Below are 15,134 nucleotides of genomic sequence, written 5' to 3'. Positions count from 1 at the left end.
CGTCGTCGCCATGTCCATCGTCGCCTCCACCGGAAACCGCTCGCCGTGGGCTGCCTGCCGCGCAGCCCACGGTCATCCGCTACCGGTGGTCGACGGGCTGCGCCCGAATTGTCAACCAGCTGAGCAAGTTCTGCGGTATTTGCCCTCGCGAGGACTGCCGAGTCCGATAGCATCGGTCAGTCGGGGGGCGGTCGAATGGACAAGTCTGTCCGGCATCACCGGTAGGTCCGGTGATGTGAAGATGTTCCAGAGAAAGCGGGAGGTGCGTCAGATGTCCGAACGTACCCCGTATTTGCCGATCCAGGGCGGCCCCACCGCATCCCGAGCGGCTTTGTATCTGAAAGTTGTTGCGGCTCAGCATGCCTCGGTTGATATCGGCGGCTTCGCCTTCCCGTCCGTCCGGTTGGTACGCGCTGAGTCGGAGGTTGCGGCATGACCCGGCTCGGGCCAGAGGTCAGCACGCATGTAATCGACCCGTTCGAGCACCCGCGCACTGGAGCACCTAACATCGGCGCACCGACTGCGGTGTCCGCAGCCACAAGCCTGGAGGGACCACTCGCCAATGGCAGATAAATGGTCGACCGGCGTATCGCTGGCACGGAACCTGTCGGGTCCGATGCAGGCCGTCGGTGCCCTGTTCGCGATGTCGCTGGACGCCATCCGGTTCATTTTCAAGAGGCCGTTCCAGGGACGGGAGTTCTTGGAACAGTGCTGGTTTGTGGCCCGGGTGTCGATGGCGCCGACGCTGCTGGTGGCGATTCCGTTCACCGTTCTGGTGAGCTTCACCTTGAACATCCTGTTGCGGGAATTGGGTGCGGCTGATCTGTCGGGCGCGGGTGCGGCGTTCGGCGCGGTGACCCAGCTGGGGCCGATGGTGACGGTGTTGATCGTGGCCGGCGCCGGCGCCACGGCGATGTGCGCCGACCTCGGTTCCCGCACCATCCGCGAAGAGATCGACGCGATGGAGGTGCTGGGCATCAACCCGGTCCAGCGCCTGGTCACCCCGCGCATCCTGGCTTCGGGCCTGGTGGCGCTGCTGCTCAACAGCCTGGTGGTGATCATCGGCATCCTCGGCGGCTACGTGTTCTCGGTGTTCATCCAGGACGTGAACCCCGGCGCGTTCGCGGCCGGTATCACGCTGCTGACCGGTGTGCCCGAGGTGATCATCTCGTGCGTGAAAGCTGCACTGTTCGGGCTGATCGCCGGCATGGTGGCCTGCTACCGCGGGCTGACGATCACCGGCGGCGGCGCCAAGGCGGTGGGCAACGCGGTGAACGAGACCGTGGTGTACGCCTTCATGGCGCTGTTCGTGATCAATGTGGTCGTCACGGCCATCGGTATCCGGATGACGTCGGGATAGGCGGCGAACATGGGCACAATGACGATCCTGAGGACGAACTATCCGCGGGTGACCCGGCAGTTCAGCAAGCCGGTGTCGACGCTCGGCCGGATCGGCGATCACACGCTGTTCTATCTCAAGGCGCTGGCCGGCACCCCGCACGCGGCCATGCACTACCGCAAGGAACTGATCCGGCTGATCGCCGAGATCTCGATGGGCGCAGGCACATTGGCGATGATCGGCGGCACCGTGGTGATCGTCGGGTTCCTGACCCTGGCCACCGGCGGCGTGCTCGCCATCCAGGGCTATTCGTCACTGGGCAACATCGGCATCGAGGCGTTGACCGGGTTCTTGTCGGCGTTCATCAACGTGCGCATCGCCGCGCCGGTGGTGGCCGGTATCGGCCTGGCCGCCACCTTCGGTGCCGGCGTTACCGCCCAGCTGGGGGCGATGCGCATCAACGAGGAGATCGACGCGCTGGAAGCCATGGCCATCCGGCCCGTCGAGTACCTGGTGTCCACCCGCATCGTGGCCGGCATGATCGCCATCACGCCGCTCTATGCGATCGCGGTGATCCTGTCGTTCCTGGCGTCGCAGTTCACCACCGTGGTGTTGCTCGGACAGTCCGGTGGCCTCTACAACCACTACTTCGATACATTCCTCAATCCGATCGACCTGCTGTGGTCTTTCCTCCAGGCGATCCTGATGGCGCTCACGATCCTGCTGATCCACACCTACTTCGGATACTTCGCCTCGGGCGGACCGTCCGGTGTGGGAGTGGCCGTCGGCAACGCCGTCCGTACCTCGCTGATCGTCGTGGTCTCGGTGACCCTGCTGGTGTCACTGTCGGTCTACGGCTCCAACGGAAACTTCAACCTGTCGGGTTAGGGAGAAGAGTTGACACGAAACGTTGGTCCCGGTCCGGCTCACCGGTCCGAAACCACAAGTACCGCAGCGCCCGTGGCGGCGCGTCCCGGCCGCAGCTTCGGCGCCCGCGGGTCGACCAGACCATTGGCCGGCCTGGCGACCGTCGTCGTGATCGGCCTGATCGTGGCGCTGTCCGTCGCGCTTTTCCGGGGGAGCTTCACCAAGACCGTCCCGTTGACCCTGATTTCCGATCGGGCGGGCCTCGTGATGAACCCGGATGCCAAGGTCAAGATGCGTGGCGTCCAGGTAGGGAAAGTCGGGAAGATCGAGTCTCTGCCGGACGGCAGGGCTGCGCTGCACTTGGAGATGAACCCTTCTCAACTCCGCCTGATCCCGGCGAACGTCACCGCCGACATCGCGTCCTCGACGGTGTTCGGCGCCAAGTTCGTCGACCTGGTGCCCCCGAGCAATCCAGAAGGCACCATCGAGGCGGGGCGGGTGCTCCAGGGTGACCACGTCACCGTCGAGATCAACACGGTCTTCCAGCAGCTCACGCGGGTGCTCGACAAGATCGACCCGGTGAAGCTGAACGAAACCCTTGGGGCCATCTCGTCGGCCTTCTCCGGACGCGGCGAGAAAATGGGCCAGACCGTCACCGACTTCGAGGCTCTGCTGGACAAGCTGGAGCCGAGCCTGCCGAACCTGTCTCGTGACATCGATGCCATGGCTGCGGTGTCCGACGCCTACGGCGATGCCGCTCCGGACCTGCTCAAAACCGTCGACAACACCAACAAGCTCAGCGACACCATCGTCGACGAGCAGAAGAATCTCGACGGCTTTCTGGTCAGCATGATCGGTCTGGCCGACGTCGGTAACGATGTCATCGGCAGCAACCAACCGGCGCTGAGTAAGACTTTGAACCTGCTGGTACCGACTACCGATCTGCTCAACGAGTACTCGCCGGCGCTCAGGTGCGCGCTACAAGGCATGATCACGGTCAAAAACCAACCGCCGGCAATGGATCCGGGCATCGTCGTCCAGTTGGCGTTCACTCTCGGTGTGGAGCGCTACCGCTATCCGCAGAACCTACCCAAGGTCGCGGCCAAGGGTGGACCACACTGCATGGGGCTGCCCAACGTGGGCTTCGGCAATCGGGCGAAATACCTTGTCACCGACACCAATGCCAACCCCTGGCAGTACGGCAACCAGGGCATCCTGCTCAACTCCGACGGCCTCAAGCAGTTGCTGTTCGGTCCGCTGGATGGTCCGCCGCGCAACACCGCACAGATCGGACAACCGGGATGAAACGCGGCAGAAGCACATTGCTGAAGTTCGGCGCGTTCGCCGTCGTGATGGCGGTACTCACCGCGTTCCTGTTCATGACGTTCTCGGAGTACCGCGGTGGCAGTTACTCCACCTACTCGGCGGTATTCAAGGATGCCTCTCGACTGGAGTCCGGCGATTCCGTGCGTGTCGCCGGCGTTCGGGTCGGCACGGTCAAAAGTGTGTCGCTGCAACCGGACAAGTCGGTGTTGGTCGAGTTCGACACCGACCGCAACGTCGCATTGACCACCGGAACCAATGCCGCCGTGCGGTATCTCAACCTTGTGGGCGACCGTTACCTGGAATTGCTCGACACGCCAGACTCGACCCGACTGTTGGCAGTTGGTTCCCAGATCCCCGTGGACCGGACCCAGAGCGCTCTGGATCTGGATCTGCTGCTCGGAGGCCTGCGTCCGGTGATCCAGGGACTCAATCCACAGGACGTCAACGCGCTGACCTCTTCGCTGATTAACATCTTTCAGGGCCAGGGGGACACCCTGGATTCGCTGATGGGCAAGACCTCGTCGTTCTCCAACACTCTTGGTGACAACAACGAGATCATCCAGCAGCTCATCGACAACCTCAACGTCGTGGTCGGCACGCTGAACAAAGACGGCGACAAGTTCTCGGCCACCATCGATAGGTTGGAGAAGTTGGTGAGCGGTCTGTCCGAGGACCGTGATCCGATCGGAAAAGCGATCACGTCCATCGACAACGGCACCGCATCGATGGCCAGCCTGCTCACGCAGGCGCGCCCGCCGCTGGCCGGCACCGTCGATCAGCTCAATCGACTCGCACCACTGCTCGATGACAACAAAGCTGTCCTTGATCGAGGTCTGCATAAGGGCCCGGACAACTACCGCAAGATGGCGCGACTCGGGGCATACGGCAGCTGGATCATGTACTACGTATGCGGAATCAACTTGCGCGTCAGTGATCTTCAGGGTCGGACCGCAGTCTTCCCCTGGATCAAACAAGAAGGCGGGAGGTGCGCAGAGCCCTGATGCTTAAGTACCGCGAATCTAACCTGATCAAGGCCGGCTTCATCGGCACTGTGCTGATGGTGTTGGTGATCGCCGTCGGACTACAGCCCGAGCGTTTGACGCAGTGGGCCAGCTCCGTGCGTCACCAGGCGCTGTTCACCGAGGCCGGCGGCATTTCCGTCGGCAACGATGTGACCATCTCGGGAATCAAAGTCGGCTCGGTCACCGGTATCTCGTTGCAGAACGGTGACGCGCTCATCACCTTTACCACCGAGGGCAAGTACTCGCTGGGGTCACTGACCACCGCGCACATCCGCACCGGGTCCCTGCTGGGTGAGCGCGTGCTCACCTTGGAGTCCGATGGCAGTGGAACGCTCCGGTCAACCGACGTCATCCCGACCTCGCGGACTTCGTCGCCGTACTCGCTGACCGATGCGGTCAGCGAGTTGACCACCAATACCGCCGGTACCGACACCGCGTCGCTGAACCAGTCGCTGGACACCCTGTCGGCGACCATCGACCAGCTGGCGCCGAAGCTCGGGCCGACCTTCGACGGTCTGAGTCGGCTGTCCAAGTCGATCAACGGTCGAAACGAGAGTCTGTCCAGTCTGCTCAAGAGCGCTGCCGACATCACAGGTGTGCTCTCGCAACGCAGTCAGCAGCTGAACACCTTGATTCTCAACGCCAATGATCTGCTCGGCGTACTGAACGACCGACGCCAGGCGATTGTGGACCTGTTGGCCAACACCGCCGCGGTATCCCGGCAACTGACCGGATTGGTCGCCGACAACGAACAGGAATTGGCGCCGACGTTGGAACGGTTGAACCGCGTGACCGAGATCCTGGAGAAGAACCGCGACAACATCAACAAGATGCTTCCGGACATGAAGAAGTTCTGGCTGGCCCAGGCCGAAACTCTGGCCAACGGTCCGTACTACAACGCCTTCGTGCCCAACCTCTTGATCAGCCAGGCGGCGCTGCAGCCCTTCATGGACTATGCGTTCGGGTTCCGGCGCGGTGTCGATGCCGGACAACCGCCCGACAACGCAGGGCCGCGAGCGGAATTCCCGTTCCCGTACAACGGTATTCCCGGAGGTACGCGCTGATGAACCGTCGTCGTCTCGGTAAGTGGCTCGCGGTGGCGTTGGTGGCGCTGCTGGTGGTCGGGGCCGCAGTGTTGTTGCGGCAGAGGTTCTTCGGCCAGAACACCATCTCCGCGTTGTTCACCTCGGCCACCGGTATCTATCCAGGTGACGACGTCCGGGTGTCTGGGGTGAAGGTCGGCACCGTCAAGTCGATCGAGCCAGAGGGCACCCAGACCCGGCTGACGCTCGGGGTCGACCGGGGTGTGCAGATTCCGGCGGAGGCGCAGGCCATCATCGTCGCGCCGAACCTGGTCGCCGCTCGTTACGTGCAGCTCACGCCGCCCTATCGGTCGGAGGGGCCGGCCATGGCTGACGGCGCGGTCATCGGACTCGATGACACGGCGGTCCCGGTCGAGTGGGACGAGGTCAAACAGCAGCTAATGCGCCTGTCCACCGAACTGGGGCCGAAGAGCGGGGTGGATGGCACCTCGATGTCACGTTTCATCGACAGCGCTGCCAATGCCATGGATGGCAACGGGGTGAAGTTGCACGACACCATCTCTCAGCTGTCGGGGGTTGCACGGATCCTCGCCGAGGGCAGCGGCAACATCGTCGATGTCATCAAGAATCTGCAGGTCTTCGTCACTGCGCTTCGTGACAGCAACGTTCAGGTGGTCTCCTTCCAGGATCGACTGGCGACGCTGACCAGCGTTATCGACGGTAGCCGCTCAGATCTGGATGCAGCGTTGACCGAACTGTCGACCGCGGTTGTCGAGGTGCAGCGGTTCGTCGCGGGCAGCCGCGCCCAGACTTCTGAGCAGGTGCAGCGGTTGGCCAACGTGACGCAGATTCTGGTCGACAACAAGATCAACGTGGAGAACCTGCTGCATATAACGCCCAACGCATTGGTCAACGCGTACAACATTTACAACCCCGACACCGGTAGCCCGGTGGGCCAGTTCGTGTTGCACGGCTTCTCCAACCCGGTCCAGTTCATCTGCGGTGCCATCGGAGCGGTAGAGAACACGACCGCACCCGAGACCGCCAAACTGTGCGCGCAGTATCTCGGCCCCGCCCTGCGACTGCTGAGCTTCAACAACGTTCCGTTCCCGATTCAGCCGTACCTGGCACCGTCGGCCAACCCGGAAAACATTGTCTACTCGGAGCCGGGCCTGGCCCCCGGGGGCGGTGGCGGAAGCCCAGAGGCACCGGATATTCCGATTCCGCCGTCGCAGTCCGCCTATGTGCCCGGTCCGACCCCGCCGCCGCCGTTCACCGGCCGTCCCCCGGGCACACCGCCCCCGGGTGCCCAGCAGATGCTTCCGGGTGCGCCGCCGGTGGTCCAGCCCAATGTGCCGTCCTCGCTGCGGGACATGCTCAATCCGGCGGCTGTCGCGCCTGGGCCGCTGCCGGCCGAGGCTCCGTTGGCGCCGGCGGCCGGACCGGCCCCTGATGCCGGGCCTGCTCCGTCGGATACACCGCCGCTTCCGGCAGAAGGGATGCCACCGGCATGATCAGCGGAAAACGGTTGCGGTCGTCGCTGGCCGCGAGTTCATGCGTTGCACTGACGGTCAGCGGTTGCGCTTTCCAGGGCGTCAATTCGCTGCCGCTCCCCGGTGCGGTGGGCCGTGGGCCGGAGTCCAGCGTCTATCACGTCGAGATCGGGAATGTGGCGACGCTGGAACCGAATTCGCCCGTGATGATGAACGACGTCGTCGTGGGCAGCGTGCGCAGCATGTCGGTCCGAGACTGGCATGCAGACGTCGAATTCTCGGTGAAACCGGATGTGGTGGTACCGGCAAATGTGGTCGCGAGCATCGGACAGACCAGCCTGTTGGGTTCGATGCACTTGGCCATCAAACCGCCGGCCGGCAAGGCGGCGGCAGGCAGCCTGCCACCGGGGTCGACGATCCCCCTGAACAACGCCTCGACCTACCCCACCACCGAACAGACGCTGTCCTCGCTCGCTACCGTCGTGAACGGTGGCGGATTGGGCCAGGCAGGCGAGATCATCCACAATTTCAGTGCCGCTCTCAACGGCCGTGACACCGACTTCCGCAACCTGCTCACCCGGTTGGACACGTTCGTCGGAACGCTCGATACGCAGCGCGACAGCATCGTGAACTCGATTCAGTCGTTGAACCGGTTGGCGTCCACCTTCGCCGGTCAGCGTGACGTCATCACCCGTGCGCTGGAGAAGATCCCGCCGGCAATGGATGTCCTGATCCAGGAACGTCCCCGGTTGACCACCGCCCTGCAGAAACTCGGAACTTTCAGTGACACGGCCAACAAGCTGGCCAACGAGTCACAGGAGGATCTGGTGCGCAACCTGCGCAACCTGGAACCGGCGATCGCGGCGCTGGCCGATGTGGGACCGGAACTGCCCGCCGTTCTCGAGTTCGCCGCGCATTATCCGTTCCCCCAGGGCTTCATCGACCGGGATATCCGCGGTGACTACTTCAACCTGTTCGCCACTATCGACCTCACCATCCCGCGGTTGAAGCGCAGCTTCATGCTCGGCACGCGATGGGAGCAGGAGAACGCCGAACTGGTTCCCGCGCCGGGCGACCCGTCCTGGTTGAACTACACCTACGACCCGCTCAAGACGGGTGTGACCCCGCCACCGCCGGACGCGTTCCCGCCGGCACCGGCGTCGGCGCCTCTCGATACGGCTGCGGCAGGCCCGCCGCCGCCGTATGCAGGACCGGTGCTCCCGGTGGTCCCGCAGCAACCGCTCTCGGTGGCTGGCGGCGCACCGGCGCCCTCGGTGCCTGCGGACCAGCCGAGCTCGATTTTCGCCGGCCCGTATGCAGCTAAGTCAAATTCGCCGGGACCGGCTCCTGCAGCCCCACCAGCTCCGACGACAGGGGGTGGCGGATAAATGCTTACGCGTTTCATCCGAACTCAGTTGATTCTGTTCGCCATCGCGTCAGTGGTCGGTGTGGCAGTGATGTTGTTCGCCTACATGCAGGTTCCCACCCTGCTCGGCATCGGCCGCATCACGGTGAAGATGGAGCTGCCCTCGACCGGTGGTCTGTACCAGTTCGGCAACGTGACCTACCGCGGTTCGCAGATCGGCAAAGTCACCGCAGTGGAGTTGACCGAGAATGGCGCCGAGGCGACGTTGTCGCTGGATCGCTCCCCGAAAGTCCCGGCCGACCTGCACGCTGCCGTCCGCAGCATGTCGGCGGTGGGGGAGCAGTATGTGGATCTGTTGCCCCGCACTGCTTCTGGTCCGTATCTGGAGGACGGTTCGGTGATCCGCAGGGACGACACCGAGGTGCCTCAGCAGGTCGGTCCGATGCTGGATCAGCTCAGTGCCCTGGTGGATACCATTCCGAAAGATTCGCTTAGCAAGCTGCTCGACGAGTCGTACAACGCGTTCAACGGCACGGGCTACGACTTCGGTTCGCTGCTCGATTCGGCGTCGACCATCACCAACGATGCGAACAAGGTTTCCGACCAGACCCGCCAGCTGATCGACGATTCCGGTCCGTTCCTGGATGCCCAGGCACAGACCAGTGATTCGATCCGTACCTGGGCCGCCAGTCTGGCCGGCATCACCGGCCAGATGGTCAACGACGACCCGCAGTTCCGGTCGGTCCTGCAGAACGGCCCCGGCTTCGCGCAGGAGACCTCTCGTCTGCTGGATCAGATCAAGCCCACCCTGCCGGTGCTGCTGGCCAACATGACCACCCTCGGCCAGGTGCTGGTGACTTACCACGCATCGGTCGAGCAAGTGCTAGTTCTCTTCCCGCCCTATGTGGCTCAGACACAGACCTATCTGCCGGGCAACAGCCCGGCGGGTATGCCCGACGGCGAATTCTCCTTGGGCTTAGGCGATCCGAACTCATGCACCGTCGGATTCCTGCCACCGTCGGCGTGGCGGGCGCCGACCGATGAGTCTGTCATCGACACTCCGGACAACATCTATTGCAAACTGCCGCAGGATTCTCCGATCGCGGTGCGTGGTGCTCGTAACTATCCATGCATGGAGCATCCGGGTAAGCGCGCCCCCACCGTGGAACTGTGCAACGACCCCAAGGGTTTCCAACCCCTGGCGCAGCGTCAGCACACCCTCGGCCCCTACCCCTTTGATCCGAACTTGGTCTCGCAGGGAATTCCACCGGACTCACGAGTGGAAGTGGACGACAACACCTTTGGGCCGATTGACGGGACAGCGCTCCCGCCGGGTGTGGCGGTGCGACCCAATGCGCCGCTCCCGCAACCGCAACAGCCCCCGAGTTTCCCGGCGATGGGCCCGGGTGCGCTGCCCCCCGGCCCGGTGACGTTCCCCGAACCTCCGGTCCCGGGCCAAGCCCCGGCACCAGCTCCGGACCTGAATGTCGTTCCAGTGCCTCCCGCAGATCTCCCGCAGGAAGTGCCAGTACCCCACGGCCCGCCTGCCGGGTCGCCGATGGACCCAGGCGCTGCGCCCGCCGCATATTCCGGTGGCGAATCCACCGGCCCTTCGTTGGCCATCAGCAAGTACAACCCCCGCACCGGTGAGTACCAAGGCCAGGACGGCAAGCTCTACAAGCAGACTGGCCTGGCCGCCAAGGCTGATACCTGGCAGGACATGCTGCCGATCTGACCGGCCTCGACGAGAACCGGCCACAGGCATTGCCTGTGGCCGGTTCTGGTGTCGTTTTGCGTTCTGGCGGAGTGAGTTCCGCTAGATCTGCTTCATGTAGAACGGTGCGCGGATGGCCGGCCACTGATTGCGGCCACAAGATCCGCTCGGACCGGTGGTCTGCTGCTCACCGGTGTACTCGTCGGAAGCGCTGTCGTAATGGCCGTCGAAACCCACCGGATAGATCTTGTATATCTGGAGACCCGCGATGGGAGTGCCGTCGGCGCAGAACCGCCACTCTGGCAACGCCCGCTTGACGTAATAGAGACCGTTTGTGGTGTAGATCGGCGCGGACCAACCTTGGTCGCTGTTCACCGTTCCGGCGCAGTCGGTAGGCGAGGTGCACTGGGTGGTTATGGTCCACGTAGCACGTTCCGAGGGTTGGTCCTCGTAGCGTTCGTTGACTTTCGCCCAATCACCGTTGACCGATGTGGCGAAGGTTCCGTTGATGCCCCAGTCCGCCTGGGCCTCAGCCGGTGCTGCGCCGAAGCCGACCATCGTCGCCGAGGCGACTACCGCCGCGGCCGCAATCCTCTTGGTTGCCGGCATGCAACAACTCCTCTGGTGGGGTAGTGCGATTCTCAGAATAGGAGAATATCAGTCGCGAGCGAGTCGCCCCGTCGGATTTGGTGGACGTCGACGGTGACCCGATTCCGCCTGCGACTCAGTGTGTTCTGAATGAAGTAATATTCTCCGAGTTCGAGAATTTAGTTTTCAAGTGTGGGAAAGTGACATGGTGCGTGTGATGGTAGCGGCGACGGCTGCTTCGACTATTGTCGCCGGAATGTTGGCTGCCCCGCAGGCGAATGCGGGACCTCAAGCCTGTAATGACGCGTTTTGCGTGCCGGGTATCAGGCCGAACGTGGTGCTGGGCGCACCCTGCGACAACACCACCTACTTTGCATTCGGAGTTGCGGTCGCCGGACCCTCGATCCGGCCTGGCCGGCTGGTGTTCTGCGGCTCGCCACGGCGGTATGAGCCACGCTGGTTCCGGTCTCCGCCGATGGCGGGTATCCGAGATGAGAACAGTCCCTGCCCGACCGAGCTGAACATGGTTGCTCAGGCTCCGGACGGTCTGTTCCTCACCTGCGTTCCGATGAGCGGCGACGTGCTGTGGCGCCGTGGGGATACTTGATTTCTTCCATAACTACGCAAAACGCCTGAGCCGTGGGGCGGGCTCAGGCGTTTTGGTGTTCGGTCTGGGCTCACCAGTTGCGTAACGAGCACAGAGCGCCCTTGTTGCCGCTGTTGGTGCTGACGACCGTGCCGTCGACCTCAAGCGTGCAGTGGAAGGTCGGAGGGGCGATGTTCGGTGCGTCGCCGCTCTGCACAGTGACCATCGCCCACGAATTCGGATCGGCCAGAGTGGTGTCGTGTACCCACGGCTGGTTCGGCCCGACGTCCGCATCGGCGCGGGGGCTGAACTCGTAAGGGTTGTGGCTGTAGTCGGACCAGCTGGGTGGGTCGACGTCGCGGTAGTAGATGGTGGTCCAGAATGGAGCGTCTGCCGTCACGGTGTAACGGACGTGGTGCAAGATCGGGTCGTCAGCTACAGCCGGGGCTGCGGTCGCCAACCCCCCGCCGAGCAACGTCAGCGCGGTGGCGGCTGTGGCGAGGGCTGATTCAGGCCGCATCGGTCACATCCTCGTGAGCGTGAACGGGTAGGTGAAGGAACCGCCGGGAGCGTTGTCGCATCCGACGTCGAAGGTCGAAACCATCTCCCCGGCCAAGGTGTTGGCGTCCCAGCTGTAGACGTCGTGGGTCGGGATGGTGGGACCGTAATAGATGTCGCCACAGCGCAGTCCGAAGGGATCATCGACGGTAAACGTGTAGCGACCGTCGACCAGGTTGGCGTCACCCGTGGGCTGCGCGGCCTTGGCGACCGGCCGGGGGATGAGCCCGACGTTGAGACAGTCGTGCCGTTTCGAGTTGTTCTCGCCACGACACGGGGCAAGGGCCGCCATCACCCAAGTGTGAAAATCCCGGCGGTCGGGGATGTGTAATTCATAGTTGCCGAACGGCATCGACGCCGATGCCGGCGGGGCCACCGTGATCGTCGCCGATGCCAGGACGACACCCATGACAGTGCTTAGCAAGCCGGATTTCACCGCGTCCCTCCAGGATTCAGCTGTTCGGCTGACTATAGAACTGATCGCGTCCTGTTCGAGCCAGAATCGGAATCTCGCACTCAACTATGAGAGCAAGATTCTCTCGCGCAGAGAATAGCATCCTCGGCCGCTCGGGCCGAGGATGCTATTCGTCGTGCGAGATGGCTCAGCGCGTCGGCTTGAACGTGATGTGCAGGTCGGTCAGGCCACGCAGGATGAACGTCGGCTCGTAGGTGTAGCGACGGTCGTCGGCCGGGCCGTGGAATTCTTCGTCGATGGCGATGTCGGCCATCCGGTCCAAGATCCGCTCGAGCGACACCCGGCCCTCGACGCGGGCCAGCGGGCCGCCCGGGCAGCTGTGCACGCCACGGCCGAACGCGATGTGCTCACGCACGTTCTTGCGATCCAGGCTGAAGGTGTGCGGGTCCTCGAATCGCTCTGGGTCGCGGTTCACCGCACCCGGGCAGACCATCATGGTGGTGCCGGCGGGGACGTCGATGTCACCGAGCTTGGTGTTCTTCTTGGCCAGCCGGAACTGGCTCTTGACCGGGGCGTCCATCCGCAATGCCTCTTCGACGAAGACCGGGATGCGGCTGCGGTCGTCGCGCAGGGCCTGCTGGATGTCCGGGCGGTCGCCGAGCACCCGCAGTGACGCCGAGAGCAGCTTGGTGGTGGTCTCCTGGCCGGCGGCGAACAAGAAGGTGGCCGACCGCACCACCTCGATGACCGGTGGGACGGAACCGTCCGGATAGTTCGCGGTGGCCAGTGCCGTCAGCACGTCGTCGCGGGGCTCTTTGCGCCGGTCTTCGAGGTACCGGATGAACTTCTCGTCAAGCCATTCCAGGGGGTTCTCGCTGACCAGGTCGGTGTGGTCCAGCGAGCCGACATTGGCACCCGGCCGCGGTGCGCCCAGCACCGTGCGGAATTCCTCGTGGTCTTCCTCCGGCACGCCGAGCATGTCGGCGATCACCAGCAGCGAGAAGGGCTTCGCGTAGGCGCTGAGGAACTCGCACTTGCCGTCGGCGATGAAATCATCGAGGCACTGGTCGGCCAGCCGCCACATGAAGTCCTCGTTCTCCTTCAACCGCTTCGGCGTGAGCAGGCGGTTGAGCAGGGAACGGGCATCCGTGTGCTCGGGCGGGTCCATCGTGACCATGTGCTCGAACATCGGCATCTGTGACCGGTGCGCGGCAATCTGATCGGTGATGTCGTCGCCCTCCGGGGTGAAGGGCAGCGGCGGGAACGGGCCGGCCACCGCGATGCAGGACGAGTAGGTGTCGGTGTCCTTGAGGACCGTGGTGGCCTCCTCGAACCCGGTGATCGCCATGACGCCGTAGTTCGGCTCCGTCACCACCGGACACTTGCTGCGCAGGTGGTCGAAGTACGGGTGCGGATCTGGCACCAGCGACTGGTCGGTGAAATAGTCGACGGTGTCGTAATCGGTTGTGCCGGTGTCGGTCATCGTGTGCACTGCCTTCCGAAATCGAGATGCGCTGCGGTGGTTTCGCGACGGGCTGCACCGCGCGAAGAATTTTCGAAAATTGCTGAGCACCTGCTTAGCATGACGCTAGAGTCGGGGTCAAGATCACCTGGCGGAGCGGCGGTTACGATCGCTCCGACGTCGTCGGGGAAAGTCCGTGAGGAGGACCGGGTATGGCATCGGCGCGAAGAATCGGGGCGCCGGACGCGAAGAATCGGATCGTATTGCTCGACGCCGCCGAACAGCTGATGGTCGAAGAGGGATACGTTGCGGTGACGTCCCGCCGGGTGGCCGAGCGGGCCGGTCTCAAACCCCAGTTGGTGCACTACTACTTCCGCACGATGGACGATCTGTTTCTCGCGGTCTTCGTCCGGCGTGCCGAGGAGGGTTTGGCGATCCAGGCTCGGGCCCTGAAGTCGCCGCAGCCGCTCTGGGCGTTGTGGCGTCTGGGTATCGACCCCAGTGCGACGCGCCTGACCATGGAGATCATGGGAATGGCCAACCATCGCAAGGCATTGCGGTCCGAGATCGCGCGCTACTCCGAGATGTTCCGTGACGAGCAGACGAAGGCGATGACGGCGGCCCTGGGCAGTTACGGCATCGACGCCTCGGAGGTACCGCCGGTCGTCTGGACGTTCATGGCGGCCAGCGTGTCGCGGGTGATGGTGATGGAACAGGCGCTGGGCATGTCCGCGGGGCACACCGAGGTGCTGCAGTTCTGTGAGGACTGGCTGCGCCGTCTGGAAGGCGAGCCCCAGCCGCTGGAACTGCCGGCCTGAGCGCACTTCCCCCGCGGGCCGCCGATGGCCCAACTGTGCCCACACGGACGGTCCCCGAGGTGGAAGCAGCATTTCCAGATCGTAGAGCCGTATTTTCAACGTCGTACCCGCGTGGCTCGTCGCCGTCCTGACCGGCTCGGCAGACACAAGCGGGGCGAGTCGCCGTACGCACGGTCGAGGTGAGTTCGATCGGAACCGGACAAACGGGTGCCACCTGTCGCCTGCAGGTAACCTACGATTCGGGTAGCACGGAGTTGCCCGCGGGTTGTCGCTCAAACTGCCCTTGCAGGATTCCGAGGTGCGTCAACGAGCGCCGATCAGCTGTTCCTGGTCGAATCGAGAAAGTCCACAATGGGTGGGGCTGCCAGGTGCCACGGTTCGAACAGCGTGAATTCCGTGCTGCCCGAGGCCAGCATCTTCTCAACGCCGCGTTCCCATGCATCCTCGGGCCACGGGGGCTCCCGAGTTGGGTCATTTGCCTTAGTGCCTTGATTTCTCGGATGCCAGCGCGTCGAGAATGGTTTTGACCTCGACGTT

15 protein-coding genes are annotated in these 15,134 nt (G+C 63.7%); 11 read left to right on the top strand and 4 right to left on the bottom strand.

Annotated elements, in window-relative coordinates; genetic code table 11:
• Positions 1–271 precede the first annotated feature (271 nt).
• From A5699_RS02285 to A5699_RS02245, 9 genes are all read left to right on the top strand, one after another.
• Positions 272–436, top strand: coding sequence for a hypothetical protein (locus A5699_RS02285; RefSeq protein ID WP_157561049.1), 165 nt, complete (start codon positions 272–274; stop codon positions 434–436).
• Between the two features lie 126 nt (positions 437–562).
• Positions 563–1,360 carry an ABC transporter permease gene (locus A5699_RS02280; RefSeq protein ID WP_067764752.1) on the top strand — a complete coding sequence of 266 codons (798 nt, stop codon included), beginning with the start codon at positions 563–565 and terminating at the stop codon, positions 1,358–1,360.
• Between the two features lie 9 nt (positions 1,361–1,369).
• Positions 1,370–2,227 carry an ABC transporter permease gene (locus tag A5699_RS02275; RefSeq protein WP_067764749.1) on the top strand — a complete coding sequence of 286 codons (858 nt, stop codon included), beginning with the start codon at positions 1,370–1,372 and terminating at the stop codon, positions 2,225–2,227.
• A gap of 9 nt (positions 2,228–2,236) precedes the next feature.
• On the top strand, positions 2,237–3,511 hold the full coding sequence (locus A5699_RS02270) for an MCE family protein (RefSeq protein ID WP_067764747.1): 1,275 nt from the start codon (positions 2,237–2,239) through the stop codon (positions 3,509–3,511).
• The gene (locus tag A5699_RS02265; protein WP_067764745.1) at positions 3,508–4,533 is read left to right on the top strand and encodes an MCE family protein; all 1,026 of its coding nucleotides are present in this window, start codon (positions 3,508–3,510) and stop codon (positions 4,531–4,533) included. The genes A5699_RS02270 and A5699_RS02265 overlap by 4 nt, the downstream gene beginning before the upstream one ends.
• Entirely contained in the window at positions 4,533–5,618 is a 1,086-nt protein-coding gene (locus tag A5699_RS02260; protein ID WP_067764743.1) for an MCE family protein, read from the top strand. The genes A5699_RS02265 and A5699_RS02260 overlap by 1 nt, the downstream gene beginning before the upstream one ends.
• Complete coding sequence (locus A5699_RS02255; protein ID WP_067764739.1) at positions 5,618–7,111, top strand: MCE family protein; 1,494 nt, start codon at positions 5,618–5,620, stop codon at positions 7,109–7,111. Before A5699_RS02260 ends, A5699_RS02255 begins: the two co-directional genes overlap by 1 nt.
• Positions 7,108–8,478 (top strand): MCE family protein, encoded by a 1,371-nt coding sequence (locus A5699_RS02250; RefSeq protein WP_067764736.1) that lies wholly within the window; start codon positions 7,108–7,110, stop codon positions 8,476–8,478. Before A5699_RS02255 ends, A5699_RS02250 begins: the two co-directional genes overlap by 4 nt.
• Positions 8,479–10,191 (top strand): MCE family protein, encoded by a 1,713-nt coding sequence (locus A5699_RS02245; RefSeq protein ID WP_067764734.1) that lies wholly within the window; start codon positions 8,479–8,481, stop codon positions 10,189–10,191.
• Positions 10,192–10,272: 81 nt separating this feature from the next.
• Here the strand turns inward: A5699_RS02245 and A5699_RS02240 are convergent, their stop codons facing one another.
• Positions 10,273–10,779, bottom strand: a complete 507-nt coding sequence (locus A5699_RS02240) for a hypothetical protein (RefSeq protein ID WP_082957533.1) — start codon at positions 10,777–10,779, stop codon at positions 10,273–10,275.
• Between the two features lie 196 nt (positions 10,780–10,975).
• Here A5699_RS02240 and A5699_RS29790 point away from each other — a divergent pair, with 196 nt between their 5' ends.
• Positions 10,976–11,365: a hypothetical protein gene (locus A5699_RS29790; RefSeq protein ID WP_082957538.1), complete on the top strand. Its 390-nt coding sequence runs from the start codon at positions 10,976–10,978 to the stop codon at positions 11,363–11,365.
• Positions 11,366–11,435: 70 nt separating this feature from the next.
• On the opposite strand, the gene A5699_RS02235 is transcribed toward A5699_RS29790, so the two are convergent.
• The 3 genes from A5699_RS02235 to A5699_RS02225 form a co-directional block, all read right to left on the bottom strand.
• Entirely contained in the window at positions 11,436–11,864 is a 429-nt protein-coding gene (locus tag A5699_RS02235) for a hypothetical protein (RefSeq protein WP_067764732.1), read from the bottom strand.
• 3 nt (positions 11,865–11,867) lie between these two features.
• Positions 11,868–12,311, bottom strand: coding sequence for a hypothetical protein (locus A5699_RS02230; protein ID WP_157561047.1), 444 nt, complete (start codon positions 12,309–12,311; stop codon positions 11,868–11,870).
• Positions 12,312–12,504: 193 nt separating this feature from the next.
• Positions 12,505–13,800: a cytochrome P450 gene (locus A5699_RS02225; protein WP_067765037.1), complete on the bottom strand. Its 1,296-nt coding sequence runs from the start codon at positions 13,798–13,800 to the stop codon at positions 12,505–12,507.
• 191 nt (positions 13,801–13,991) lie between these two features.
• Between A5699_RS02225 and A5699_RS02220 the strand changes: the two genes are divergently transcribed.
• The gene (locus A5699_RS02220; RefSeq protein ID WP_067764728.1) at positions 13,992–14,597 is read left to right on the top strand and encodes a TetR/AcrR family transcriptional regulator; all 606 of its coding nucleotides are present in this window, start codon (positions 13,992–13,994) and stop codon (positions 14,595–14,597) included.
• Positions 14,598–15,134 lie beyond the last annotated feature (537 nt).

The organism is Mycobacterium sp. E802 (genome assembly GCF_001666875.1).
Taxonomy (GTDB): domain Bacteria; phylum Actinomycetota; class Actinomycetes; order Mycobacteriales; family Mycobacteriaceae; genus Mycobacterium.
Note: the sequence above shows the minus strand (reverse complement) of the source record. Positions and strands in the feature narration are given on the sequence as shown.